Raw genomic sequence first — 25,620 nt, forward strand, 5'->3', positions numbered from 1 at the left:
GGCACAGGAGGAGAACTATTCACCAAAAAAAGGCCGCTGCCCGGGGAGCAGCGGCCAGCAACAGTGGTTTACTTCTGAACCTCTTCAAAATTGAGCAGGCTGACGCCGATGCCCTGCTGCAGATGACTGAGGTTGCTGCGCACCGCGACCTGGGTTGCGCCCTGTAACAGCATGACAAACGGCGAATCCTGCTGGATGCGGGTTTGCAGCCCGGTGTAGAGGTTGCGACGTTTCACCGCATCGCTCTCTCCGGCGGCGGCGCGGGTCTGTGCACTCAGCTCCGGAATCGTCCAGCCGACGCGCCACGCCAGGGTTTTGCCGCCGCCCGGCACGTTATAGGCAAAGGTGCTGGCATTGGTATTGGGATCGATGTAGTCCGCGCCCCAGTAAGTAAAGATGGCCTGGAAGTCCCGGCTGCGCATTTTGCTCCACAGCTCCGATTCCGCCACCGGCTGGATATCAAGCTGCACATCCGCTTTGGCAAAGCTGGCCTGCAGTGCCTGCGCCACATCAATGTAAGGCGGCTGGTTCACCACCGTCAGCGCGATATGGGTGCCAGGTTTGATGCCACCTTTTTGCAGTATCGCCTGCGCCTTTTTCAGATCGTAATGGAATGGTGTCGTGTTCAGCGCACCATCGAAGCCGTCCGGCAGGAAGCTCTGATGAATGCGGTACTGACCTTTCAGCAGCTGGTTCGCCAGGCTGTCATAGTCAACCAGCCAGCGCGCCGCCTGCCACAACGCCGGATTCCCCAGCGCCGGTTGCTGCGGGCTTTGGGTATTAAAGCCGATGTAATAAACCAGGCTTGACGGGAAGGCATCAATACGCACATTGGCGGTGTTCTTCAGCGCGGTAATCTGATCCGGGCCGAGCTGATAGGCGACATCCACATCGCCCTGCTGGATCAGCAGACGGCGGCTGCCCGGATCGGCCACACCTTTCAGCAATACCCGCTTCAGATGCGGCTTCCGGATGCTGTTGGGATTGGCTTCCAGCACCAGCGCCTGCAGCGGGACAAACTGTTTGATGGCATAGGCGGCGCTGCCGGCGGAGTGCACCTTCAGCCAGCTATTGCCGTAATCGTTGTTGCTGGCGTGCTGCTGCGCCAGTTTGCTGTCGACGATGGAGGAGACTGGCGCGGTCAGCAGGCGCAGCGCCAGATCGCTGCCGATCTCCGCTGGCCAGCGCAGTTCAAGCTGGTGGTCATTAATTACCGTGAACTGCTGATCGATGTTTTCTGGCGTCCAGCCAAATTCACCCAGAATAAAAGAGGGCGCTTTATTGAGTTTTACTGCACGGGTTAATGAGAAGACCACATCCTGTGCGGTCACGGGATGACCACTGGCGAAGCGGGCCTGCGGATTAAGATCAAACACCAGGCTATGAGGCGTTTTGCCTGCCTGCCAGCGCGTGGCAGCCAGCGGCGAGAGCTGCTGCGGATTCTGATGATCCGGCTCCAGCAGCGTCTGGTAGATATTGCGCAGGCTACTGTTGCTGACGGTCTCAAAACTTTCCGCCGGGTCGAAACTGATGATGCCATCAAGCGGAACGGCAATTACCAGCGTGTCGCCAGGCGTGGCGGCGTGTGCCGGGTGAACCAGTGCCAGAGCCGTAAACAGGTACAAGAGTGTTTTTCGCATGGAGGGTTATCCTGAGTCGTTGATAGCTCTACTCTATCGGGCGCCGGATAATCTCCAAATGCGGGTTTCTTATGAGCTTTGCACAATTATTAGCGTAGTCATTCAGGCAAAGAGACAAAATAAGATAATGACGGTCAGTAATTATTTTATTGTCATTTTACAGCGGGCGGAATAAAGCCGGTTTTACTCAGCCGATCACAAATTGCGCACAGTCTGATTGTATGACTATCAAAGTCACTATAGTGTTAACGGTGAGAATCATTCTCTTGTATGGAAGTATGATATTTTTTTATCGGTTATCTGGCGTGATGATGACAGAGCGAAAATAATAACCCTCATTCCTGCGTTAAAAGAGTTAAATACCCGATGTTTATGCGGTTTTACCCCCGATTCCCGCGCTGTAAATCTTTTACCTCTCCGCAACCCTTTCGCAACACCATGATAAACTTTTACTAAGACACATCTTAAATTCAATTTTTACATCCAGACATATTTATATCCCTAAGATTGCCAGGTTATTAACCGATAAGTTCCGTTAGTCACCGAACCATAATTCTACCTGCCCTTGTCTGTTCTGCCGTCGTCTGTGCCGCGTGCGTTGATCTCTGCGGGGAATTTTCCGCCTGCACTCAGCCTTTCAGCTTCATAACAAATAAAGCGGGTATTTAGCAGATGAGAGTCGTGCGGATATGCTTTTAGAAAAACCCACCACCAGGCGTAAATTTTTGCTCGGTTCACTGCTGGCGTTGCCATTAAGTGAACTGGTCTTCAAAGGCATTACTGCGGCACAGGCGGCAGAGATGGCCGCACCGGAGTTAGCCGATTACAAACCGATCTTTTTTAGTGCCGATGAGTGGCAGTTTATCCTGGCTGCCACTGACCGTTTGATTCCGGCAGGCGGCAAAGGCAAAGCGCCGGGCGCGCTGGAAACTAACGTGCCGATCTTTATCGATCAGCAGCTGCACAGCGAAGCGTTTGGCAGCGAAATCTACATGCAGGGGCCGTTCAATACGCAGGCGCCCGCAACCATGGGTTACCAGATCCCGTTCCGCCCACAGCAGATGTATCAGACCGGTATCCGGCTGATTAATCAGTGGTCGCAGAACACCCATCAGAAAGCGTTTCATGCACTGACGCTGGAAGAGAAAGATGCGGTGCTGACCCAGGTAAACAAAAACGAGATCGACTTTGCCGCACTGGGCGAAGCCGATCTTAAGCCTGCGCATTTCTTCAGCCAGCTGCTTTCCGATACCAAGCATGGCTACCTTGCTGACCCGATGTACGGCGGTAATAAAGGCATGAAAGCCTGGATAGCCATCGGCTTCCCCGGCGCGCGTGCCAGCTTCACCGAATGGGTGAAACAGCACAACGTTCCTTATCCGCTGGGTCCGGTCAGTGTGAAGGGCGAACGCGCGTAGGGCGCGTCCACATCAGGTATTTGAAACAGGATTATCATGGCACAGGTTACTAAAAAAGAAGTCGACGTCGTGGTCTGCGGCCTCGGCTGGGCAGGCTCGCTGATGAGCATCGAGCTGGCACTGGCAGGTCTGGACGTACGCGCCCTTGAGCGCGGCGGCGATCGCGATTATGACGAGTTCGCCTACCCGAAACCGGCGGATGAATACGCCTATGCGGTGCGCAATAAAGTATTTGCCACCCCCGCCGAAGTGGCGGTCACCGTGCGCTACAACAGCAGCCAGACGGCATTGCCAACCCGTAAATGGGGTGCATTTGCACCGGGCACCGGCGTAGGCGGTTCCGGCCTGCACTGGACGGCGGTACTGATCCGTCCGACACCAACCGATATCAAACTGAAGACCTATGTCGATGAGGCTTACAAGCCGGGCATTCTGCAGGATGATATGCGGGTGATGGACTTCCCGTTCAGCTGGGAAGAGATCGAACCCTACTACTACAAATTCGAACTGATTTGCGGCCAGTCGGGCAACACCGGCAACCTGCGCGGCAAAATTCTGGAAGGCGGCGATCCGTTTGAAGGCCCGCGTTCTGAGCCTTATCCGCTGCCTGCGCTGGATGACACGCTGAACAATGTGATGTTCAAAGAGGTGGCGACCAAACTCGGTTACCATCCGTTCCCGAACCCGTCGGCCTGTGTGTCGCGTGCGTGGAAAAACCCGTACGGCAACCAGATCGCGCCGTGCAACTACTGCGGCTACTGCAGTAAATATCCCTGCCTGAACTACTCCAAAGCGTCGCCGCAGACCGCCGTAATGGATTCACTGAAGCGTATGCCGAACTTCTCCTATGAAGTGAATGCGGAAGTGATCAAGGTCGTGCTGAACGATGATAAGAAAACCGCGAAAGGCGTGATCTACATCGATGCACAGGGCAATGAGTGCTTCCAGCCAGCGAAAATCGTGGTGCTGAGCAGCTTCCAGCTCTACAACGTGCGTCTGATGCTGCTCTCCGGCATCGGCAAGCCTTACAACCCGATTACCGAAGAGGGTGTGGTAGGGCGTAACTACGCGTTCCTGTCCAACGGCGGCGCGACGCTGTTCTTTAAAGATAAAAACTTCAATCCGTACGCTACGGCGGGCGCGACCGGCCAGATGTTTAACGATATCTCGCCAGGCAACTTCGACGGCCCATCCCTCGGCTTCCTCGGCGGCGCGAAGATCCACAGCTCACAGGCGACCGGTACGCCGATCAGCACCGCGCTGCCAAAAGGCACGCCGACCTGGGGCATGGGATACAAGGAAGGTCTGGAGGAGTGGTACGGTCATTCGATGAAGATCAGCATCACCACCACCTGTCAGTCTTACCGCGATATCTATCTGGATCTCGATCCGAACTACAACGATCACCGTGGCCTGCCACTGCTGCGCATGACCTTCAACTGGAAAGAGAATGAGCTGAAGCTGCAGCAGCACCTGAAAGGCATCGTCGGCAATATCGCGAAAGAGCTGAACCCTGACAGCATGAGCATGAGCTTCCTGCCAATGGGTGCGGATTTCGATCTGACCAAATATGTCTCTACCCACAACGTGGGCGGTGCCGTAATGGGCGATAACCCGAAAACCTCGGCGCTGAACAAGTATCTGCAGAGCTGGGACGTGCATAACGTCTTTGTGCCGGGCGGCAACGCTTTCCCGCAGAACTTCCAGGCGAACCCGACCGATACCATCGGTGCGATCACCCTGATGGCGGCACAGGCGATCAAAGATCAGTATCTGAAAAATCCCGGCCCACTGGTACAGGCATAAGCGCATGAATAAGCTGAAACTGAAATCTTTTATCTTTGCCAACGCGGTGCTGTTAGCCAGCGGATTTGCGCTGCCGGTTCACGCCGAAGATGAAGCGCAACTGATTAAGCAGGGCGAATATCTCTCGCGGCTGGCCGACTGCATGGCCTGCCACTCACTGCCTGGCAAGCCTGACTATTCAGGCGGGCTGGCGATTGAGTCGAACCTTGGCACCATCTTCTCCACCAACATCACGCCCGATAAGCAGCACGGTATTGGCAACTACAGCGAGCAGCAGTTCTCTGACGCGGTGCGCAAAGGGGTATTACCGGACGGTTCGCATCTCTATCCGGCGATGCCTTATCCTGATTACGCCAAAATCAGTGATGCCGACATCCACGCGCTTTACGTCTACTTCATGAAAGGCGTGCAGCCAAGCGCAGAACAGCCGCCGGAAACCGATCTGAGCTTCCCGTTCAGCCAGCGCTGGGGCATGCGTTTCTGGAACTGGGCGTTCGCCTCGGATAAGCCTTTCCAGCCGATCGGTGGTGCGTCAGCAGAGGTCAACCGCGGTGCCTATATCGTGGAGAGTCTGGGCCACTGCGGCAGCTGCCATACGCCGCGCGGTCTGGGCATGAACGAGAAAGCGCTGGATAGCGGTGACGATAAATTCCTGGCAGGCGGCAGCCTGAACAACTGGGATGTGCCGTCACTGCGTGGCCTGCCGCGCTGGAGCGAGCAGGAAGTGGTGGACTACCTGCAGACCGGCCGTAACGATAAAGCGGCGGTGGGCGGCGAGATGACCTCGGTGATTGAGCACAGCAGCTCACACATGACCGACGCCGATCTGAAAGCCATCGCGGCCTACCTGAAGTTCCTGGGCGGCAACCCGCCATTGCAGGCGTACAACGTGCAGGCGCAGCAGGCAACGGAAGCGAAACTCACTGCCGCGAAGAACCTGAGCGAAGGCGAGCGTCTTTATCTGGATAACTGCGGTGCCTGTCACTTCGTGACCGGCAAAGGCGCGCCAGGGATCTTCCCGGAGCTGGATCAGGCGACGATCGTCAATGCCAAGGATCCAACCGGTCTGATCCACACCATCCTGGCCGGCGCACAGCAGCCTTCCACCGCGAAGGCCCCGTCGAAACTGGCGATGCCAGGCTTTGGTCAGCGTCTGAGTGATGAAGAGGTGGCGCAGCTGGCGACCTTTATTCGCCAGGGCTGGAGCAACACCGCGTCAGCGGTGAGCAAAGATCAGGTTGCTGAAGTGCGAAAAACGCTGAAGTAATCGAGCTTTCCCCTCTGCCCGTTCGGAGAGGGGAAATCCCGGATTAGTGAAAGGTGCGCACCACTTCCAGCACGCCGTTAATGATAAACTGCACGCCCATACAGACCAGTAAAAATCCCATCAGGCGCGATATCGCCTCAATGCCGCTTTTACCCACCAGCTTCATGATGGCACCCGAACTGCGCAGTGAAATCCACAGGATCAGACTTACCAGCAGGAAGATCAGCACTGGCGCGACGGTGATGACCCAGGCCGGAAAGTCGACGCCGCTTCTTACCGTCGAGGCAGAGGAGATGATCATCGCAATGGTACCTGGCCCGGCCGTGCTTGGCATCGCCAGCGGCACAAATGCGATATTCACTGGCTCTTTGGCTTCATCCAGCTCATCCAGTTTCTGCTTTGCTTCGACAGAATGGCCGGCAGGTTTAGCCGGGAACAGCATCCGAAAACCGATAAAAGCAACGATCAGGCCGCCCGCCATGCGCAGGCCAGGAATGGAGATGCCGAAGGTATTCAGCACCGCGCTGCCCGCATACCACGCCACCATCATGATGGCGAAGACATAGATTGAAGCCTGGCGCGCCTGTCGGTTGCGCTCCTGGAAATTCATCTCACCCGCCAGCCCCAGGAACAGCGCCACGGTAGTGAGTGGATTGGCGAGCGGCAGGATCACCACCAGCCCCAGGCTGACTGCTTTAATTAACTCCAGCATGACAAATCGCCTTTTCCGTGGTGATTAGTGCTTCGGACGCTCCAGCGCCTCAAGCAGTTCCGGGAAGAAGTCCTGCAGGATTTCAGGCGTCATCAGTTCGGGATACTGCATCAGATGCTCGCGGATACGCTCATTGATGTCCGGCAGCAGACGCTGGGCCGCAGCGCTGGCGGTGATTTTGTGCTTCTTCATGGCGCGCAGCAGATCGCCTGGCAGCGCGTCTTCGTCGTCGGCGTCATCCACCATCTCCAGCGCGTCCAGCTCGTCGAACATCTCCATCAGCGCTTCGGTCTGCGGCGTGCGCGACTCATATTCACGCGGATGTTCATCTTCCAGGAAGCGCAGCATGGCGCGCATTGGCGTGCCGTCTGGCGTGGATGGCGGCTCGGTGGCGAACCAGCTCAGCAGCTGATGCATGGTGACCTGATGAACGCGAAAGCCGCTATCGACCAGCTCATCGGCCAGCAGCTCGGCGGTTTCGTTTTCAATCACGCAGATGTGGGTACGTTTGGGTTCGTACTGCTCCAGCCACTGGTAGATCTCTTCAATCACGCCATCGTCATACTCGAATTTTTTGGTGACATAGCTGTCGTCCTGTTCGTGAACGCAGGCCTGAATCTGATCGGGGTCGAAGTAAAGTGCGATGTTGATGCCTTTCATGCGTGCTGTCCTGTAGAAATCAAAACAACACTATAGCGCTCAACCCCAGGTTAAGGGAATGTCAGGCATCACAGCAGTGGAGCGTTTAACGCTCCCCTCAGAGCAGAGAGGGGAGAGAGAAGGGAAGGAGATCAGGAGATAAAGTTTTTGCCCTGCTTCAGCACCACGTCACAGGCTTTGGTTTTCAGCTTCTCACCCATTGGTGAGTTGCTCAGGCTTTGCAGATTCAACTGCTGGCCATTACCGGTATTCAGCAGACCGGCCACGCCCTGGGTGTAATCGGTTTTTTGTTCCTGCGCGGTGGTGGTGTTAAGACCGAGCTTGCTCAGCACCTGATCTTTTACCGACTGCACATTGTTTTTCACCACGTTATGTTCGACACAGTACTGCATCACACCGGCGGCGTTGGTCATGCTGTTGGCACTGACCGCTTTATCGCCGCCGCCCAGCATGCTGGTAATGGTAGAAAGCGACATGCCGCCATTCTGCTGCGTGGTGCCGGTGGTGCTGCCGTTGTTCTGCTGGCTGAGCTGCGACGCTGCACTGCTCAGCTGATCCTGCCAGCTTGCCGCTGATGCACTGCCTGCGACCAGAAGTGCCGCCAGTCCCCATCCCCACGCACTGCGTTGTGCTTGCTTCATTTCAACCTCGGTATGTGCTTATTCAGTTTTCCTAAGAAAGGCTGACGGGCAGAAAGTTCCTGACTTCCTTTTATAAAAAGCGTCTTAAATAGCACTTTGGGAATCTTCTGTAATAAGAGCGATAAAATATTCAGATGCTTGTGGGTGTTATTATTCTGTGAAGTGATTAACTGAAGGCAGTAATAAGTACATCCCGCGGAAACATTATTTAATATCCTCACGATTTTTATCAGGAATTGTCCTGGTTTAAATTAAAGTCACCGCTTTGCTTATAGCGTGTTTTCTAAGCGCTTGCGTCTGGGTTGTTAATATTTACCTGCGAAATCATCTTAATATAACTTCATGTATTTTAGTTATTTTTTATTTTTAGCGTAGCGGTGATTTAAGCCGGGTTGCTGTTTTTTGATGCGGTTTTTTGTACCGTAATTAAATTGAGTTAACGTAGTTTTTTATTATTCCGGCTTGCGAAATCAGCCAGAGTGTTCATGCTTAATCACTGTGTCAGGCAGTTGTGGCAGATATTTAATTTAACGGGAGTGATATTATGGCTGGACGGCCAGAGCACAATAATAATGCAGAGGTCACGCTTAAACTCGCTGAAGAGCAAATAGCCCTGACGAAGCAAAAGATTGTGGATGGACATGTCCGTGTTACCCGTTTCACAACTGAGCATGACGAGGTCATCAGTACACTGCTTAACCGGGAGAAGGTTGAGGTTGAGCATGTAGCGAAAGCGCAACCCGTTGAAACGATGCCCGAAATCAGGGAAGAGAACGGTGTACTGATTGTCCCGGTAGTAGAGGAAGAAATCCAAATCGTCAGAAAGCTGGTGCTTAAAGAGGAGATCCACATCCGAAAAGTGCAGGAGAATGTTCCTTTTCAGGAAGTGGTGACCCGACGTGAGCAGCAGGTGAAAGTTGAAAGAGATGACGATCAAATTAGCTAACAGAGAGGAACCTATCATGGCACATGAAAAAATCGTAACACTGTTCGATTCTGCAATTCAGGCAGAGGCCGCGAAAAGAAATCTCGTGAAAGCAGGCTTTTCTGATCGGGACATCAGTCTTATCAGTGGAGAACGTTTGCAGGAGGAAGGACACTCTATCCGCCATCCAAGCATCTGGCAGCGTCTGTTTGGTCACTCCGTTGATAAAGAGCAGGCAGATGTTTACACCAGAGCGATGGACAAGGGCGGCGTAGTGCTGACTATCCGCACCGAGGAGGAGAAGCTGGCTCGCGCCATGACCATTCTCCATTCTCATGACTCGGTGGACGTTCCGTCACGTATGCAAAGCTCGGTTGAGAATGGCACCACCGCGCCGGGCATCAATCCGACAACGGCAGGCAAGCAGTTTGCTGGTGAGACCAACGACCGCCAGGTTGAACCGCGACGCACCTCACTGACCGGTGATGAGAGCGAAGCTGACATTCTGCGTCTTGCCGAAGAGCAGGTTGAAGTAGGTAAACGTCTGGTGAGCGAAGGTTCCACCCGCGTACGCCGCTATACCGTGACCGATACCGTATCTGAAGATATCTCGCTGCATGAGCAGCACGCTGACATCTTCCGCCGTTCGGTGAATGAACCCGCGCTGGCTGGTGAAGTGGACTGGTCTGAGAAAACCGTCGAGGTTGCTGAGACGCATGAGCAGCCGGTGATCAACAAAACGACCCACGTGAAAGAAGAAGTGGTGGTCCGTACCGACGGCAGCGATCGTACCGAGACCATTAACGACACGGTGCGTCGTCAGGAAGTGGATATCGACCATGCACGAGGTGGTCTGGAGCGCGAACTGCCGGGTACGACCGCAGGGGTAAGACCTGCGACCGCCGCAGCAGGCACGCAGTCACCAGGTGCACACAACCGTGACCACAAAGAGAGCCTGACTGAGAAGGTGAGTGAGAAAGCCAGCGAAGTGAAGGATAAGGTCGGAAACAAACTGCACGATCACTCGCATTGAGGCGCTTATCCTGACAACAACAGGCGCTAATGGGCACCGCTGATGCCCGATGCTGAGCATGCAAGATGCAAGAAGGGGCCAACCGAGAGGTTGGCTCTTTTGCGTTATTTTTTCCTGATAATCGCATTCAGCCAGACTTCGTCGCCACGTCCCGCTCGTACATCACCGGTCTGCCAGGTTTTTTTTGTTTCAAGAGCGAATTTCTTTACCGCTGTGTCCTCAGAGCCTGCCTCTCTTTTTACCCCTATCTTATTTGTAGCCAGAATCTCACCGCCAAGTGTATTAACCCCATCTATCAGTTTCTGTAACCCAGCCACATCCATATCTATAAATCTGCGCCCATCCTTTTCCCGTTCGCCGCGGCCATATTTAAAAGAGAGATACCCTACGCCGCCAGGCTTCAGCGCAATTGCCAGTTTTGTTATGACGCCGGGTAGTTCAGCTTCGGAAACATGCAGCAGCGAGGCGCAGCACCAGATACCATCATATCTTTCAACCGCATCCACATCCTGAAAGCGCATCTGCATTACAGGCTTCCCGGATAACTGGCGAGCCAGCGCAACCAGCTCCGCCGAGGCATCAAAGGCTTCGACGATAAAACCCCTTTCGCTGAAGGCTTTAACGTCACGACCTGAACCGCAGCCTGCATCAAGAATGCGAGCGCCCGGCGGCAGGCAGTCAATAAAAGGCGGGTAAAGCGCAGACATATCCACGCTTGCTGTATCGGTAAAAAACCGCTGAGCGTTCTGCCGGTAATAATCTTCGTTGCTCATAACAGGCTGTCTCCCTGTGCCGCTGGCTGCCACTCGTGGAGCAGGGAAAATTTTGCCGTATCCCAGCTGTTTTGCAGGAAGCTGTGCCGCAGCATCGGCGTTGCGCCGGTCTGGCGGATTAACGTCTCCCGCAATGGCAGATGGCTGTTAATAAAGTATTCGTTTCGATCATGCAGTCGCTGCAAAAGTGTTATCGAAGGGATACGCGCAAACTTACCCTGGGCGCCGCGATTACAGGTCTGGCAGGCCAGCACCAGATTCCAGACGCCGTTGAGGTTGCCGATTTGCTCGCTGAGCATCAGCGGCAGAAAGTGATCGACATCCGCCAGGTTCTCTTCGCCACCCGTCACGCCAATGGCACGGAAGCAATAAAAGCACCGGCCTTTCTGGTAGCCATTCAGGCTGCTGCGGCAGCTGGTAATGGTGACGCGACGACCGCTCTGGCGGCTGAAAAGCATCTTGTCATTATCGTCATAATCAACCGCAATCAGGTTACGTGAAACGTTCATCGCCCAGGCTTCTTCTACCAGCCGCCATCTGGCATCCGTTTCCGCTTTCAGACTGGCAAACTGTTCGTTTTCCGTCAGCTGATAAAAGTTCTCCGTAAGCCGGATGCCTTTATGGCTTCGCCGTTCATCCAGGAAAAAGCGTTTGTCGATCTCGGCGTGATTCACATTATGAAAAGCATCGATGACGTTAGCTAACCCGCGCTTAACGGTAATAGCAATTAACTGCTCTTCGCTGATTTCGCCTGCGTTGAATTGTCTGCATACCTCCAGAAACTCGCTGCTTTTGCTGGTGATCTGCTTTGGCGCATGACGCAGGTGGGCGCATAAATGCCGCACAAAAGGCACGGCCAGCGCTTCCAGTGTAATCAAATCGTTGTCCGGCTGCTTCAGGTCATAAAGCGCATGGGCAAGAGCAAATTTATAAGAGGCGACATTTTTGCCAAAAAGGATAACGCCGCGCCAGTAGTTTTCAAGGCGGGGATCGGCCTGGTAAAAGCGCATGCAGGATCCTGTTTTGCGAGACAGCTCGAGGAATTCATGTAACAGGATCACATAACAAATGCAGGTAAATGTAAACCGTAAAGGTGGGGAGGCGTTTGGAGCGTTTCTAAGGGCGAACAGGCGCTGTAAGGCAATCAAGACAACATCAGCGTGAGAGGTAAGTAGAGGGAGGATGCTCAGGCTAAAACGTTGGGCCATCGCAGGATTTATTCAGGCAATTCAGTTGTGGGGCAGGTGCGCAGCAATTTCTGTCGCTGGTACGCGTCAGACAGATCGTACTGCACTGAAAGATGATCGGGCAGGGCGGTAAAAACGGATAACGGCGTCATATCTTCTTCGATATAATCAGGAGCTATCCGAACAGGTCGGGTCATTTAAATGCATCAGTTTGTTTATTTTATTTTCTCACTGCTGTCGTTAGCTTTCTTCATTTTGCTCATCTGCTATTGCTTCAAGCCTTTGCCCTTTAAAAAAGGGCTCCCTCCTTCTCCAGGAGAGATGAAAAAGATATCGGCTAACACTCCGATATTGAAAAAATTGGGCATGAACACGGAAGATTATTACTATGACAGCGACTTCCTGTATCAGCAGCGTGAAGGCGAAACGCTTTGCAAAGTTCCGCTGGAAAATATTATCAGGATAAAAGTTACCGGAACTGAAGTCAGCAGTCGCCGGGTATGGTTGGTTCGTTACGTTACCGGAGCTTATAAAACCGAAAGGGAGTTCAGAGTCCTGAACAACTACACCCTTTTCAATCGGGATTTTGCCGGTTTTCTTGCCGCCGTGAAAGAGGCCAATCCAGCGGCTGAGGTGCAGGAAATGACCTTAGGACGACTGTAAATTGGCAGGATAGCGCGGAGCGCTTTAGCATGAGCAATGATATGGAACCCTCAATGGCGGACGTTATCGCTTTTGTCCGCGATTTTGCAGGATGTAGACGTGAAATAATCGATGAAAATACCTGGCTGGAAAAGGATCTGGGGATTACCGGCGATGATGGTGTTGAATTGCTGGAGGAGGCCGAAAAAGTTTTCGGCGTGAGCTTTTCTGCAGAAGAAGGTGGTTTCAGGAAGGCGTTCTTTCTGAAAGAAAACGAATATCTTTTCCATAGTGAAGGCATCGATTTTTTTGGCATTGTTTATCTTTGCAGACGACTGCGCGGTATTCCTGCGCCTGTCATCTGCGATCTCTCTGTCGGCCAGCTGCATAGCGTACTGGTTGAAGCGCTTAACAAAAAAGAGAGAGTTACCCGATAGGCGCATCGCCCAGGACGGGGCGTAGCCTTTTTTCAAAGCCTGGCGGCGATTAACAATGGCTTTGGGTTCCCTCACACCAATGGTGAAAGAGTGATACCTGTGCTGATATCAGAAATACAACCTGAGGGACTAAAGTGAACTGTAAACCGATGCTTTTCGTACTGGCGGCATTATCCCTGTCGGCTCAGGCCGCCCAGAGCGGAAAAACGCTTGAGCACAAAGACTGGGAAGTTGTCTGTGATAACACCCTGACCTGCCGCATTGCAGGTTATGCCAAAGAAGAGGATCCGTCTGGCTCGATCCTGCTCACCCGTAGCGCTGGAGCTGGAACGGAGACAGTGGGAGAAGTTACGCTGGGTGATACCGAAGATGACAGCACGCCGGCGGAAAAACTGACGCTGTGGATCGACGGGAAATCAGCAGGCGATCTGGTGGCGGCTGACGATAACTGGCGGCTTTCGGCCAGCCAGACCTCTGCGGTAATCAGTGCCGTCAAAGGCAGCGGTAAAGTCGAATTTAAAGGCGGCACAAAGCCATTCCAGCTTTCTGGCGAGGGCGCTTATGCCGTGCTGCTGAAAGCGGACGACGTACAGGGCCGTATCGGCACGCCAGGTGCGCTTACCAAAAAGGGCAATAAGCCCGAGAGCAGCGTGGCTAAGGCTGTGCTCGCACCGGTTATTCAGGCGGCAAGAACCCTCAGCGGCGAACCCCGTTTGCTGACCGCACCAGAAATCGACGCGCTGAAAACCCGCCTGCTTTCTACGGTCAATCACAATGACGATGACACGTGCGACAGCCTGTATTCACCTGCAGAAAACAGCGATCCGGAAACTGACGGACTCACTCTTACGCCACTGGATGACACACACGCTTTGCTTTCAGCACTCTGCTGGCGTGCCGCTTATAACGAAGGATATGGCTACTGGGTCATTGATAACCAACTCAAAGGCACGCCGGTGCTGGTGACCATCTCCGGGTCGGATTACGACAAGGGCGAGATTACCAATGTGCAGAAAGGTCGCGGTATTGGTGACTGCATGAGTCAGGAAAGCTGGGTATGGGACGGCCAGGCTTTCCGCAAAAGCTATGACGGCGGGACCGGCATGTGTCGTTATATCCATGCGGGCGGCACCTGGGATCTGCCGACACTGGTAACGGATGTAAAGCCTGTTTCGGGTTAGAAATTTTGTGTAGTCACTCCGGATCGAGCGTTTGCTGATATCACCTTTGAGGACATCAGCTTCACTGTGCATAGGTTGGATATCGTCAATGTGTGCCAGTGAAACATACGAGGGAGGGCGGCTGCTTTGCAGCGGGCGAGGGTGAGTGAATAATTTCTGACAAGGATGTCACGCAGTGTCACTGAGAACCCAAAAGACGTTTTTTTCAGCAGTTGCACACGCGCCTGCGGATAAGGGTTGCGGAAACAGGGGGTAACGGTATAATCCTCAACGTTTTCCGCATACCCTTCAGTGCCGAAGTGGCGAAATCGGTAGACGCAGTTGATTCAAAATCAACCGCCGCGAGGCGTGCCGGTTCGATTCCGGCCTTCGGCACCAAGTATGCAAATTTAAGTCGCTCATGGGCGGCTTTTTTTGTGTCTGAAATCCGATGCCCGCAAGAGGATGGCGTTTTTTCCTCAATGTGAATGATCTAATTCAATCCAAATTAAGTTACTGATGCTGGTAAATTTGCAGATGTATTTCAGTTTGATAATGTTGGTCTCCACACAAAAATTTTGTGAAGGTTGTTTTTCATTAGCTCTGAGTAATATTAAATTTAATTTATATCATCCCCATTTCATCTTTTAATGTCGTCTATTGCAATAGTTCTTACTGTCAGCATTGGTGCATGAATTCCCTGAAGAGTAAAATTATAGTGGGGAAGTAATCCTGCCTGTTTTGGATAAATTAATTGCAAGTGTGGTACTTTATAGCGCCCTGCATAAGCATAAAGCTGATACATATCACTGTTTGAAACCCCTAGTTTGCGGTCCCCTTCATTCAGTAATTTCCACTTGGTATCCGCTATCATCTGCGGAACACCGTTGTCATCAATCAGTGCGATATCCGGTCGTAATTGAAATTGCGGGGAATCATTGTCGCACAATGCCAGATATTTTCGGGGCCCTTGTGTACGAAGATGCCAGCCCTGTTGGTGTGCCCAAGGCTTCAACTCTTCTGCTACCCATGCTTCAAACAGACGATTCATATCAAACAGCAATGAAAACAGCGGCGTGCTGCCCGCTAGTACATCTGGTTTGATCGCGGCAATAAACAATCGGCACTGTTCAAGTACAGGCTGAAATCGTTGGGTAATGCGATCAATTTTAAGTAGATTGAATGATTGCAAGGTGATGGGGGCATCGCTAATGCCGTCAAAATGCATTAAGAGTTCGGATAGCTGCTTTTTGGTTTTACCGGTGCGTGTCCAGGGAAGCAGCAGGCGTAGGGTAAAGCGGAGTATCTGATTCAGCAGCATGTCTTGGCTGAATTCGTCGAAGCGACAATAAAGACGTTCTTTATGTACTAAGTTGTGCCGGACATGTTTTGGGATAACCAGGCGGCCGCGCATTACTGACAAGTTTTCTTCCTGTTCTGTGTAATTGCGTAATTTTCCTTGGAGGATCTGCGTATGCAAGTCATGGCAAAAGTGCTGGATAAATATATCCAGCAGGCTATGTTGCTGAGTATTGATACCCGCCCGTGCCCCTTTATGTGTACGTATGATTCGGGCGGTTTGCAGCATCTGCACTAATGCTGTACGGCATGATTCAGGCCTTTCTTCTTTACCATGTATCTTGGGCAGGATTTCGAGTGTTAAATCATCAAGCTTTATTACGCCGCAAAATTGTGTAAAACGAACCGATTGATGGCCCCACCTAAAGGTGCCGGCAGGAAGATTTGGCGCCAGCTTTTCCAGCAAGCGGGCATGATGAACGCCCAACGCGCGCTGAGCATTGGTTCTTTCTGCAATAATCGGTAGCGAGCTATGTTCAATAACCGACAATATTTCCGCCACGGCTTAATCCTCGTAAATTTTGCGAATTGAGTCAGGCGTAATTTCCTGGGTAGTTGAAACACGGTATTCAACGACCTCTTCAAAGTCATCATGGGTAAAGCCGAAAACATCTTTACTGGTCAGCTTAACATGGCTAATCAGTGGAGCTTCCACCAGCTTACCGGTAGCGTCGATATCGCGGAATATCAGCTGGATTTTGTGCCAGTCTTCATAGAAGTATTCCTGTAGAAGAGGAATAAACTGATTCAGGAAAACTGTCTTTAGCTGTGTAAGGTTAGTAACGGAGCAAAGATAAGCATGGCCTAGCATGAGATCACGGCTCAGAAGAAAGCGGATACGGTGATTCATCGCATCCAGCAGCCTGCGCAGGTTAATCTGATTACCATCTTCATCAACGATATTTCCCGTACCGTCTGAGCCAGCGATTTTGCTGCTGTCCGGCATTAGCTCTTTAAAACGGAAGCGGCGACGTAAAGCGGTATCCAGTAGTGCAATTGAGCGATCGGCGGTGTTCATCGTGCCGTAAATATCCAGGTTATCAGGCACGCCAAATGGCTTACGAGAATAGGGCAATGTAATACGCATGCCTTTGTCGCCGTTAGTGCGTTTGTCGGTTTCAATTAACGTGATTAGCTCGCCAAAAATTTTCGCCACATTGCCACGGTTTATTTCATCGATAAATATAGCGTAGCGATGCTCTGGATCAGCTTCGGCACGCTTACAGATAAGGCGAAAAACTCCGTCTTGCGGCGAGTAGCTTAATTCACCGCTTTCTTCGTCCAGTTCCGGACGAATACCTTCGACGAAATCTTCATAACTATAAGCTTGGTGAAATGTGACGAATTCATAGCGGCTGATTATTTCTGTGGCAGCAGGTTGCCGCTTGAGCCGCTCTTGTAGCTCATCCAGATGAGCTGAGTCATCTTCAGTATCTGGGATGATATACCATATACCATCAGCATCTTTATCAAATAAAGATGGAGACAAGCGTTTTTGATGATTAACTGTAGTAGAGAACTTACTCGTATGTCGTTGGAGAGTTGATCTCAAAGTTGATTTAACATCAGCATTTCCAGTATGAAGTTTTGACTTCGCAATAAAGTATTCGTGATTTGCTATTTGAGACAGACTGGCTTTATAACCTAAATCTCGAATGCACATGTATATAACATCGCACCAGGTGCTATTGGCTAACTGTTCCATCAGCCATTCCTTTCGTGAAATGCTATTAGCATTGCTTGTGTACTTTTCCTTTAATTTATTAAGTTCATAAGTTTTACCTGTACCTGGTGGGCCAAATAAAACTAAATTAAGAGGATCGATGATTTCTTGATGTGTAAGCACTTTATCAATTGATGTTATCGCTACAGGTTTTGCGACAACCTCTTCGCGTATTTGCCAGATTTCTGATAGTGGTGGAACGTAGAAGTCGAGCTTACTACTATCTTGTTTATCTTCCTGTTCACGACGGATCTCAAGCAGCGCTCTGTCCATCGCCACAGCTGACAGCTCTTCTTTCTGCTGCGGTTTGAAGGCGCGGATAATGATGCGGCGATCATTGTTACTAAAGATGCGTTCAAATTCATCTGGAAACAGCATAAACATCAGCATATGGCGGAACTGGCGGCTGGTATTTTCAGGGATTATGCTTAGCCACTCTGCAAAGGCGAAGCCATCACTCAGACGAGCTTCACGCTCAGCTAATGATAGTGCTAATAACGCTTTCAGGACGTTAGTAAGATAAGCAAACTCACGCGCCCGGAAAGTGTTGAATCCAGTCCCAGCACTTCCTACGCCTGAAAGCACCGCATCTTTTAGTAATGGGTTATCATTATTTAGCGCTTCACCAGCAAGCTCCCAGATAGTGGTTATCTGCTCACGCTTTGTTCTGACGCTGATGTTACTAGCACAAAGAAAGAGTAGCCATAGCATTTCTGCAGTGAGCTGCTTCGCCTCTGGAGTGACGCTGGCCAGCTGTTCCTTAAGACGATGAATAAAGTTGCCTTCAAGCTCTAGCTGACTGTTGACCACATCGCGCTCAATTTCGACCAGATGCTGACTATCCCAGAGTTTTTTATTGCTGAAAAGTGAGCCGCCATTAATCAGGCAACGTTGCCGCCATTCACTGGCTGCTTTTAAAATTTGTTCTGCTTGTTCTTCACCGGTATAGCGGCTCATCCTTGTTATCCTCTTTCAAGCACTAAAAAATTACAGATTTAACAGATTCGATATTATCTATCGTCCATTTATGGACCATTAGTTTCTGCATCTTTTTTAAGCATCATTCGAATATGCGTTTCTAAAATGTCTTCGCTCGCCATGGAGTTATCGCTCTTTAAGGCCGCATGTAGCTGTGAGATGTCATCAGCACTAGCACCCATTAGCCAGACCGCTGTTCGGCTAAGTTTCGTTTACGCAACATGAACTCCTGAAATAAACAGTCGAAGGAGTGTTCCTGATAGCCAGTATGTATGGCCATTGGCATATGAATTTGGACTGGATATAGTTGGCCGATACGATGTACGCGGTCATTGCATTACTCTTCAACAGCAAGGTTCCACTAGCGAGACAGGTGTGACCTGCTCCTCTGTTGAACAACATACCGCGATGTCAGCCATTGTTCAAAACATTAAGAAAAGTTAAGATAAAGAGTTACGGGTCTTAATAACGGATAGGCCTGCACAGTGATGGATTGATACTGCTGATGACTAAATCCAGTTTTGAGTTCCTGAAGGGCGTCAACGACTTTACCTATGCTATCGCCTGCGCGGCGGAAAACAATTATCCGGACGATCCCAACACCACGCTGGTTAAAATGCGTATGTTTGGCGAAGCGACGGCTAAACATCTTGGACTGCTGCTGGGCATTCCTGCCTGCGAGAATCAACACGATCTCCTGCGTGAGCTGGGAAAAATTGCGTTCGTTGATGACACCATCCTTTCTGTATTCCACAAATTGCGCCGCATTGGTAATCAGGCGGTACATGAATACCATAACGATCTTGATGACGCCCAGATGTGCCTGCGGCTCGGCTTCCGTTTGGGTGTCTGGTACTACCGTCTGGTCACCAAAAATTATGACTTCGTGGTGCCTGTTTTTACTTTGCCTGAACGTGGCGAAAATCTTTATCACCAGGAAGTGCTGACGCTGAAACACCAGCTTGAACAGCAGGCACGGGAAAAAGCGCAAAGTCAGTCAGAGCTGGCAGCACAGCAGCAGAAGCTGATTAGCCTGAACGGCTATATCGCTATTCTTGAAGGTAAGCAGCAGGAAACCGAAGCACAAACGCGAGCACGGCTTGCGGCGCTGGAAGCCCAGTTAGCCGAGAAAAATGCGGAGCTGGCGAAACAGACCGAACAGGAACGCAAGGCATACCAAAAAGAGATCACCGATCAGGCCATCAAGCGTACGCTCGACCTGAGTGAAGAAGAGAGTCGCTTCCTGATTGATGCACAGCTGCGTAAAGCAGGCTGGCAAGCTGATAGCAAAGCTTTGCGCTTCTCTGAAGGTGCACGCCCGGAACCGGGTGTTAATAAAGCTATTGCTGAATGGCCAACTGGTAAAGATGAAACGGGCAAGCAGGGCTTTGCGGACTATGTCTTATTCGTTGGCCTTAAGCCCATCGCAGTAGTTGAAGCGAAGCGTAAAAATATCGACGTTCCCGCCAAACTCAATGAGTCCTATCGCTACAGTAAATACTTCGATAATGCATTCTTACGCGATACGTTGCTGGAGGAGTACGCTCCCGACGACGTGCACGAAGCGGTACCGCTCTATGAAATCAGCTGGCAGGATACCAGCGGCGAACAGCGCTTTAAAATTCCTTTCTGCTACTCAACCAACGGGCGTGAATATCGCGCGGCAATGAAGACCAAAAGCGGTATCTGGTATCGTGACGTCCGTCATACTACCAATATGTCCAAAGCATTGCCGGAGTGGCATCGTCCGGAAGAGCTGTCAGATATGCTCGGCAGCGATGCGCACATACAAAATCAGTGGTTTGCTGATAACCCAGGGATGAGCGAGCTGGGCCTGCGCTACTATCAGGAAGATGCCGTGCGCGCAGTCGAAACTGCCATCGTTAATGGGCAGCAAGAGATCCTGCTGGCGATGGCGACCGGCACCGGTAAAACCCGTACCGCGATCGCCCTGATGTTCCGTCTTATCCAGTCTCAGCGTTTTAAGCGCATTCTTTTCCTGGTTGATCGACGTTCTCTCGGTGAGCAGGCGCTTGGCGCGTTTGACGATACGCGTATTAACGGCGACACCTTTAACAGCATCTTTGATATCAAAGGGCTGACGGATAAATTCCCGGAAGACAGCACCAAAATTCACGTTGCCACGGTCCAGTCGCTGGTTAAACGCACCCTGCAATCGGATGAACCCATGCCGGTTGGCCGTTACGATTGTATTGTCGTGGACGAAGCACACCGTGGCTACATTCTCGATAAAGAGCAGACCGAAGGAGAACTGCAATTTCGTAGCCAGCTTGATTACGTTTCTGCCTATCGCCGTATTCTCGATCATTTTGATGCAGTAAAGGTTGCGCTGACCGCAACGCCCGCTTTGCATACGGTGCAGATCTTCGGTGATCCGGTTTATCGCTACACCTACCGTACTGCGGTAATCGATGGTTATCTGATCGACCAGGATCCGCCGATTCAGATCACGACCCGTAACGCGCAGGATGGCGTTTATCTTGCTCAGGGTGAGCAGGTCGAGCGTATCAGCTCGCAGGGTGAAGTGATTAACGATACCCTGGAAGACGAACAGGATTTTGAGGTCGCCGACTTTAACCGCAACCTGATTATTCCTGCGTTTAACCGCGCCGTCTGTAACGAACTCACTAACTACCTCGACCCCACAGGTATACAAAAAACGCTGGTGTTCTGCGTCACCAATGCCCATGCCGATATGGTGGTGGAAGAGCTGCGAACCGCATTTAAGAAAAAGTATCCGCAGCTGGAACATGACGCGATTATCAAGATTACCGGCGATGCTGATAAAGACGCGCGTAAAGTGCAGACTATGATCACCCGCTTTAACAAAGAGCGGCTGCCCAATATTGTCGTGACCGTCGATTTGCTGACGACTGGCGTGGATATTCCATCGATCTGTAATATCGTTTTCCTTCGTAAGGTACGCAGCCGCATTCTGTACGAGCAGATGAAAGGCCGTGCGACACGTCTGTGTCCGGCGGTGGCGAAAACCAGCTTTAAGATTTTCGACTGCGTCGATATCTATAGCTCGCTGGAAAGTGTCGATACCATGCGCCCGGTGGTTGTCCGTCCTCAGGTCGAACTGCAAACGCTGGTCAATGAAATCACTGATTCCGAGACTTACAAAACCGTCGAAGCGGATGGCCGCAGCTTTGCCGAGCACAGCCATGAACAGCTGGTGGCCAAGCTCCAGCGTATTATCGGCCTTGCCACGTTTAACCGTGACCGCAGCGAAACAGTAGATAAGCAGGTGCGTCGTCTGGATGAGCTATGCCAGGACGCGGCAGGCGTTAACTTTAATGGCTTTGCCTCATGCCTGCGGGATAAAGGAGCGCACTGGAGTGCCGAAGTCTTCAACAAACTGCCAGGCTTTATTTCCCGTCTGGAGAAGCTGAAAGCCGACATCAACAACCTGAATGATGCACCAATCTTCCTCGACATTGACGATGAAGTGGTGAGCGTAAAATCGCTCTATGGGGATTACGACACGCCGCAGGATTTTCTCGAAGCCTTTGATTCGCTGGTGCAACGTTCTCCGAATGCGCAGCCAGCCTTACAGGCGGTGATAAATCGTCCGCGCGACCTCACCCGCAAAGGGCTAGTCGAACTGCAGGAATGGTTTGATCGCCAGCACTTCGAGGAATCTACCCTGCGCAAAGCGTGGAAAGAGACGCGCAATCAGGATATCGCCGCCCGATTAATTGGTCACATACGCCGTGCGGCGGTAGGTGATGCGCTGAAGCCGTTCGATGAGCGTGTCGATCATGCGCTGGGGCGCATCAAAGGCGAAAACGACTGGAACAGTGAGCAACTGACCTGGCTCGATCGTTTGGCCACTGCGCTGAAAGAGAAGGTGGTGCTTGACGACGATGTCTTCAAAACGGGCAATTTTCATCGTCGTGGCGGCAAGACAATGCTGCAAAAAACCTTCGATGATGATCTCGACAGCCTGCTCGATAAGTTCAGTGATTACATCTGGGACGAGCCTGCTTAACGCGTTATCATCCCCGACAATGTCTTCTTCTGCGGCCCTGAATAGGGCCGCTGTTTATTTACGGAATACTCAATGAACAATAATGATCTGGTCGCTAAGCTGTGGAAGCTGTGCGACAACCTGCGCGACGGCGGCGTCTCCTATCAAAACTACGTTAACGAACTCGCCTCGCTGCTGTTTTTGAAAATGTGTAAAGAGACCGGCCAGGAAGCGGACTATTTGCCGGAAGGCTATCGCTGGGATGATCTGAAATCCCGTATCGGCCAGGATCAGCTGCAGTTCTATCGCAACCTGCTGGTACATCTGGGTGCCGATAATCAAAAACTGGTGCAGGCGGTGTTCCAGAACGTGAATACCACCATTACCCAGCCCAAACAGTTAACCGAGCTGGTCAGCAACATGGATTCGCTGGACTGGTACAACGGCACGCACGGCAAATCCCGTGATGACTTCGGTGATATGTACGAAGGGCTGTTGCAGAAGAACGCGAATGAAACCAAGTCTGGTGCTGGTCAGTACTTCACCCCGCGTCCGCTGATCAAAACCATTATCCACCTGCTGAAACCGCAGCCGCGTGAGGTGGTGCAGGACCCGGCAGCGGGTACGGCAGGCTTTCTGATTGAAGCCGACCGCTACGTTAAGTCACAGACCAACGATCTGGATGACCTTGATAACGATACGCAGGATTTCCAGATCCACCGCGCCTTTGTTGGCCTGGAACTGGTGCCTGGAACCCGTCGCCTGGCGCTGATGAACTGCCTGCTGCACGACATTGAAGGGAACCTCGACCACGGTGGCGCTATCCGCCTGGGTAACACGCTGGGTAGCGATGGTGAAACATTGCCGATGGCGCATGTGGTCGCCACCAACCCACCGTTTGGCAGCGCGGCGGGCACTAACATTACCCGCACCTTTGTTCATCCGACCAGCAACAAACAGCTCTGCTTTATGCAGCATATCGTTGAAACCCTGCTCCCCGGCGGGCGTGCGGCGGTGGTGGTACCGGATAATGTTTTATTCGAAGGCGGCAAAGGCACCGAAATTCGTCGTGACCTGATGGATAAGTGCCATCTGCATACTATTCTGCGCCTGCCGACTGGTATTTTTTATGCCCAGGGCGTGAAGACCAACGTGCTCTTTTTCACCAAAGGCACAGTGGCGAAGCCGACACAGGATAAGAACTGTACCGATGACGTGTGGGTCTATGACCTGCGAACCAATATGCCGAGCTTTGGCAAACGCACGCCGTTTACCGACGACCATTTACAGCCGTTCGAGCGTGTATATGGTGAAGACCCACACGGCTTAAGCCCGCGTAGCGAAGGTGAGTGGAGTTTTAACGCTGAAGAGGCGGAAATTGCCGATAGCGAAGAGAACAAAAACACCGATCAGCATCTGGCTACCAGCCGCTGGCGCAAATTCAGCCGCGAGTGGATCCGCACGGCGAAATCTGATTCGCTGGATATCTCCTGGCTGAAAGATAAAGACAGCATTGATGCCGACAACCTGCCAGAGCCGGATATTTTAGCGGCAGAAGCGATGGGTGAGCTTGTACAGGCAATGGGCGAACTGGATGCGCTGATGCGTGAACTGGGTGCGAGCGATGAAGCCGATGCACAGCGTCAGTTGCTGCAGGAAGCGTTTGGTGAGGTGAAGGAATGAGTGTGGAGAAATTGCCGGAGGGGTGGGTAGTAAGCCAACTTTCTGAAATATGTACTAAGCCACAATATGGATATACTACTAAGTCCAGCGCTTCAGGAGAAATAAAGTATTTAAGAACAACTGATATTACAAAAGGCGCTGTCAATTGGTCTAATGTACCATATTGTTTAGATACTCCTGATGATGTATTAAAATATCAACTGCATGATAGGGATATTGTCATATCTCGAGCTGGATCAATCGGTTTTAGTTCCTTATTGAGGAATCCACCGAATAATGCAGTGTTTGCTTCTTATCTCATTCGGTTTAAACCATCTGATTTTTTTTCAGACATATACCTCAAGCGTTTTTTAGAGTCAGGAAAGTATTGGAATCAGCTTTACTCAATGTCGGCTGGAAATGCCGTCCAAAATGTTAATGCCCAAAAATTATCTACACTCATAGTACCGATACCTCCGCTTGCGGAACAAAAAATCATCGCTGAAAAAATTGATACGCTGCTGGCGCAGGTAGACAACACCAAAGCACGTCTTGAGAAAATCCCCAAGCTTTTGAAGCGTTTTCGTCAGGCGGTGCTTTGTGCTGCGGTGAATGGAAAATTAACAGAAAAATGGCGTGATGAAAAAAAAATCCCATCCAAATCGTGGGAAATTAAAAAAGCAAATGATCTATGTATTAAAGTGCAAAGCGGCTCTACGCCAACGGGTAACCCATTTGCTCAAAATGGCACTATTCCCTTTCTAAAAGTATATAACATAGTTAATCAGAAAATAGATTTTGACTATAAGCCACAATACATTACAGATGAAGTGCATCGTGCAAGATCAAAACGCTCTATCGCTATTCCTGATGATGTATTAATGAATATTGTTGGCCCCCCATTAGGTAAAGTGGCAATTCTGACTGAACAATATCCAGAGTGGAATATTAATCAAGCTATAACTTTATTCAGAGTTGATAAAGATAAGCTATTATCAGGTTTTCTTTATCACGTACTATGTGAGGGTGGTTTAGTCAGAGATGTTATGCATGAAACAAAAGGGATCGTAGGCCAAATAAATATATCTTTGACTCAATGCAGAGAGGCATTAATACCGTGCCCTTCCTTAGAAGAGCAACACGAAATTGTCCGCCGAGTTGAACAGCTCTTCGCCTATGCCGACACCATAGAAAAACAGGTCGACAACGCACTTTCCCGCGTCAATAACCTCACTCAATCTATCCTGGCGAAGGCATTCCGTGGTGAACTCACCGCGCAATGGCGGGCAGAAAATCCGGAATTAATCAGTGGTGAAAACAGCGCTGCCGCGTTACTGGAAAAAATTAAAGCCGAACGTGCAGCCAGTACAGTTAAAAAAGCCTCACGTAAAAAATCCTGATTATTATTTTTTTTGCGCACCTTTCTGGTGCGCTTCTTATTATTTCCTGCCAGATAAAACTTACGATTTATATTAAAATGATTTTATAACTTACTTATTTCACTCTGTTTTTAGCTGGACTTTTCTTCTCTTTCCTGATGATATATACAGGTATTTAGCGCGGTGCGGATGTGCTGCAACACACCCGCGCCGCTAATCACAAT

General features: G+C 51.1%; 19 protein-coding genes and 1 tRNA gene. 12 read left to right on the forward strand and 8 right to left on the reverse strand.

The window, feature by feature from the left end; all coding sequences use genetic code 11:
- Window positions 1-68 precede the first annotated feature (68 nt).
- Window positions 69-1,640, reverse strand: coding sequence for an ABC transporter substrate-binding protein (locus ACMGGP_RS01240; RefSeq protein ID WP_167423618.1), 1,572 nt, complete (start codon window positions 1,638-1,640; stop codon window positions 69-71).
- 689 nt (window positions 1,641-2,329) lie between these two features.
- Between ACMGGP_RS01240 and ACMGGP_RS01245 the strand changes: the two genes are divergently transcribed.
- Genes ACMGGP_RS01245 through ACMGGP_RS01255 form a run of 3 tightly spaced genes read left to right on the forward strand, consistent with a single transcriptional unit; the run spans window position 2,330 to window position 6,131 of the window.
- Complete coding sequence (locus tag ACMGGP_RS01245; protein ID WP_010251628.1) at window positions 2,330-3,058, forward strand: gluconate 2-dehydrogenase subunit 3 family protein; 729 nt, start codon at window positions 2,330-2,332, stop codon at window positions 3,056-3,058.
- Window positions 3,059-3,094: 36 nt separating this feature from the next.
- Complete coding sequence (locus ACMGGP_RS01250) at window positions 3,095-4,864, forward strand: GMC family oxidoreductase (RefSeq protein WP_010251625.1); 1,770 nt, start codon at window positions 3,095-3,097, stop codon at window positions 4,862-4,864.
- A gap of 4 nt (window positions 4,865-4,868) precedes the next feature.
- Window positions 4,869-6,131, forward strand: coding sequence for a c-type cytochrome (locus ACMGGP_RS01255; protein WP_498798058.1), 1,263 nt, complete (start codon window positions 4,869-4,871; stop codon window positions 6,129-6,131).
- A 43-nt stretch (window positions 6,132-6,174) separates the two neighbouring features.
- Here the strand turns inward: ACMGGP_RS01255 and ACMGGP_RS01260 are convergent, their stop codons facing one another.
- The 3 genes from ACMGGP_RS01260 to ACMGGP_RS01270 form a co-directional block, all read right to left on the reverse strand.
- Complete coding sequence (locus tag ACMGGP_RS01260; RefSeq protein ID WP_010671772.1) at window positions 6,175-6,843, reverse strand: MarC family NAAT transporter; 669 nt, start codon at window positions 6,841-6,843, stop codon at window positions 6,175-6,177.
- A gap of 24 nt (window positions 6,844-6,867) precedes the next feature.
- On the reverse strand, window positions 6,868-7,503 hold the full coding sequence (locus ACMGGP_RS01265) for a hypothetical protein (RefSeq protein WP_010251615.1): 636 nt from the start codon (window positions 7,501-7,503) through the stop codon (window positions 6,868-6,870).
- 131 nt (window positions 7,504-7,634) lie between these two features.
- Window positions 7,635-8,144 carry a YjjA family protein gene (locus tag ACMGGP_RS01270; RefSeq protein WP_010251612.1) on the reverse strand — a complete coding sequence of 170 codons (510 nt, stop codon included), beginning with the start codon at window positions 8,142-8,144 and terminating at the stop codon, window positions 7,635-7,637.
- 544 nt (window positions 8,145-8,688) lie between these two features.
- On the opposite strand from ACMGGP_RS01270, the gene ACMGGP_RS01275 reads away from it, so the two are divergent.
- Together ACMGGP_RS01275 and ACMGGP_RS01280 are read left to right on the forward strand one after the other, a co-directional pair.
- Window positions 8,689-9,090, forward strand: coding sequence for a DUF2382 domain-containing protein (locus ACMGGP_RS01275; RefSeq protein WP_498798059.1), 402 nt, complete (start codon window positions 8,689-8,691; stop codon window positions 9,088-9,090).
- A gap of 16 nt (window positions 9,091-9,106) precedes the next feature.
- Entirely contained in the window at window positions 9,107-10,102 is a 996-nt protein-coding gene (locus ACMGGP_RS01280) for a YsnF/AvaK domain-containing protein (protein WP_163763142.1), read from the forward strand.
- A 104-nt stretch (window positions 10,103-10,206) separates the two neighbouring features.
- Here the strand turns inward: ACMGGP_RS01280 and ACMGGP_RS01285 are convergent, their stop codons facing one another.
- Both ACMGGP_RS01285 and ACMGGP_RS01290 read right to left on the reverse strand, forming a co-directional pair.
- Window positions 10,207-10,875 (reverse strand): class I SAM-dependent methyltransferase, encoded by a 669-nt coding sequence (locus tag ACMGGP_RS01285; protein ID WP_163763141.1) that lies wholly within the window; start codon window positions 10,873-10,875, stop codon window positions 10,207-10,209.
- Window positions 10,872-11,885, reverse strand: coding sequence for an HNH endonuclease family protein (locus tag ACMGGP_RS01290; protein WP_498798060.1), 1,014 nt, complete (start codon window positions 11,883-11,885; stop codon window positions 10,872-10,874). Before ACMGGP_RS01290 ends, ACMGGP_RS01285 begins: the two co-directional genes overlap by 4 nt.
- A 378-nt stretch (window positions 11,886-12,263) precedes the next feature.
- Between ACMGGP_RS01290 and ACMGGP_RS01295 the strand changes: the two genes are divergently transcribed.
- The 4 genes from ACMGGP_RS01295 to ACMGGP_RS01310 all read left to right on the forward strand — a co-directional run bounded on the left by ACMGGP_RS01295 (window position 12,264) and on the right by ACMGGP_RS01310 (window position 14,700).
- Entirely contained in the window at window positions 12,264-12,725 is a 462-nt protein-coding gene (locus tag ACMGGP_RS01295) for a hypothetical protein (RefSeq protein ID WP_062759391.1), read from the forward strand.
- A 29-nt stretch (window positions 12,726-12,754) separates the two neighbouring features.
- Window positions 12,755-13,141 carry a hypothetical protein gene (locus tag ACMGGP_RS01300; RefSeq protein ID WP_163763139.1) on the forward strand — a complete coding sequence of 129 codons (387 nt, stop codon included), beginning with the start codon at window positions 12,755-12,757 and terminating at the stop codon, window positions 13,139-13,141.
- 134 nt (window positions 13,142-13,275) lie between these two features.
- Window positions 13,276-14,322: a DUF1176 domain-containing protein gene (locus ACMGGP_RS01305; protein ID WP_498798061.1), complete on the forward strand. Its 1,047-nt coding sequence runs from the start codon at window positions 13,276-13,278 to the stop codon at window positions 14,320-14,322.
- Between the two features lie 293 nt (window positions 14,323-14,615).
- Window positions 14,616-14,700 (forward strand) — tRNA-Leu (locus ACMGGP_RS01310).
- A gap of 241 nt (window positions 14,701-14,941) precedes the next feature.
- Here the strand turns inward: ACMGGP_RS01310 and ACMGGP_RS01315 are convergent.
- Both ACMGGP_RS01315 and ACMGGP_RS01320 read right to left on the reverse strand, forming a co-directional pair.
- The gene (locus ACMGGP_RS01315) at window positions 14,942-16,162 is read right to left on the reverse strand and encodes an McrC family protein (protein WP_010671756.1); all 1,221 of its coding nucleotides are present in this window, start codon (window positions 16,160-16,162) and stop codon (window positions 14,942-14,944) included.
- Window positions 16,163-16,165: 3 nt separating this feature from the next.
- On the reverse strand, window positions 16,166-18,340 hold the full coding sequence (locus ACMGGP_RS01320; protein WP_498798062.1) for an McrB family protein: 2,175 nt from the start codon (window positions 18,338-18,340) through the stop codon (window positions 16,166-16,168).
- Between the two features lie 526 nt (window positions 18,341-18,866).
- Here ACMGGP_RS01320 and hsdR point away from each other — a divergent pair.
- From hsdR to ACMGGP_RS01335, 3 genes are all read left to right on the forward strand, one after another.
- A complete protein-coding gene (gene hsdR / locus ACMGGP_RS01325) occupies window positions 18,867-22,376 on the forward strand; it encodes a type I restriction-modification system endonuclease (RefSeq protein WP_498798063.1) in 3,510 nt (1,169 codons plus the stop codon).
- A 72-nt stretch (window positions 22,377-22,448) separates the two neighbouring features.
- Window positions 22,449-24,038, forward strand: a complete 1,590-nt coding sequence (locus tag ACMGGP_RS01330) for an N-6 DNA methylase (protein WP_498798064.1) — start codon at window positions 22,449-22,451, stop codon at window positions 24,036-24,038.
- Window positions 24,035-25,417: a restriction endonuclease subunit S gene (locus tag ACMGGP_RS01335; RefSeq protein ID WP_498798065.1), complete on the forward strand. Its 1,383-nt coding sequence runs from the start codon at window positions 24,035-24,037 to the stop codon at window positions 25,415-25,417. Before ACMGGP_RS01330 ends, ACMGGP_RS01335 begins: the two co-directional genes overlap by 4 nt.
- Window positions 25,418-25,620: the final 203 nt, after the last annotated feature.

Origin of the sequence: Curtobacterium sp. BNK-1 (genome assembly GCF_048685235.1) — a bacterium.
GTDB classification, from domain to species: Bacteria; Pseudomonadota; Gammaproteobacteria; order Enterobacterales; family Enterobacteriaceae; genus Pantoea; species Pantoea agglomerans.

Excerpts from the sequence above, each read along its gene's own strand:
- ACMGGP_RS01265 (WP_010251615.1), bottom strand. The coding sequence starts at position 7,503 with ATGAAAGGCATCAACATCGCACTTTACTTCGACCCCGATCAGATTCAG.
- ACMGGP_RS01245 (WP_010251628.1), top strand. The coding sequence starts at position 2,330 with ATGCTTTTAGAAAAACCCACCACCAGGCGTAAATTTTTGCTCGGTTCA.
- hsdR (WP_498798063.1), top strand. The coding sequence starts at position 18,867 with ATGACTAAATCCAGTTTTGAGTTCCTGAAGGGCGTCAACGACTTTACC.
- ACMGGP_RS01240 (WP_167423618.1), bottom strand. The coding sequence starts at position 1,640 with ATGCGAAAAACACTCTTGTACCTGTTTACGGCTCTGGCACTGGTTCAC.
- ACMGGP_RS01275 (WP_498798059.1), top strand. The coding sequence starts at position 8,689 with ATGGCTGGACGGCCAGAGCACAATAATAATGCAGAGGTCACGCTTAAA.
- ACMGGP_RS01250 (WP_010251625.1), top strand. The coding sequence starts at position 3,095 with ATGGCACAGGTTACTAAAAAAGAAGTCGACGTCGTGGTCTGCGGCCTC.
- ACMGGP_RS01300 (WP_163763139.1), top strand. The coding sequence starts at position 12,755 with ATGAGCAATGATATGGAACCCTCAATGGCGGACGTTATCGCTTTTGTC.
- ACMGGP_RS01330 (WP_498798064.1), top strand. The coding sequence starts at position 22,449 with ATGAACAATAATGATCTGGTCGCTAAGCTGTGGAAGCTGTGCGACAAC.
- ACMGGP_RS01255 (WP_498798058.1), top strand. The coding sequence starts at position 4,869 with ATGAATAAGCTGAAACTGAAATCTTTTATCTTTGCCAACGCGGTGCTG.
- ACMGGP_RS01335 (WP_498798065.1), top strand. The coding sequence starts at position 24,035 with ATGAGTGTGGAGAAATTGCCGGAGGGGTGGGTAGTAAGCCAACTTTCT.
- ACMGGP_RS01260 (WP_010671772.1), bottom strand. The coding sequence starts at position 6,843 with ATGCTGGAGTTAATTAAAGCAGTCAGCCTGGGGCTGGTGGTGATCCTG.
- ACMGGP_RS01295 (WP_062759391.1), top strand. The coding sequence starts at position 12,264 with ATGCATCAGTTTGTTTATTTTATTTTCTCACTGCTGTCGTTAGCTTTC.
- ACMGGP_RS01285 (WP_163763141.1), bottom strand. The coding sequence starts at position 10,875 with ATGAGCAACGAAGATTATTACCGGCAGAACGCTCAGCGGTTTTTTACC.
- ACMGGP_RS01280 (WP_163763142.1), top strand. The coding sequence starts at position 9,107 with ATGGCACATGAAAAAATCGTAACACTGTTCGATTCTGCAATTCAGGCA.
- ACMGGP_RS01290 (WP_498798060.1), bottom strand. The coding sequence starts at position 11,885 with ATGCGCTTTTACCAGGCCGATCCCCGCCTTGAAAACTACTGGCGCGGC.
- ACMGGP_RS01320 (WP_498798062.1), bottom strand. The coding sequence starts at position 18,340 with ATGAGCCGCTATACCGGTGAAGAACAAGCAGAACAAATTTTAAAAGCA.
- ACMGGP_RS01270 (WP_010251612.1), bottom strand. The coding sequence starts at position 8,144 with ATGAAGCAAGCACAACGCAGTGCGTGGGGATGGGGACTGGCGGCACTT.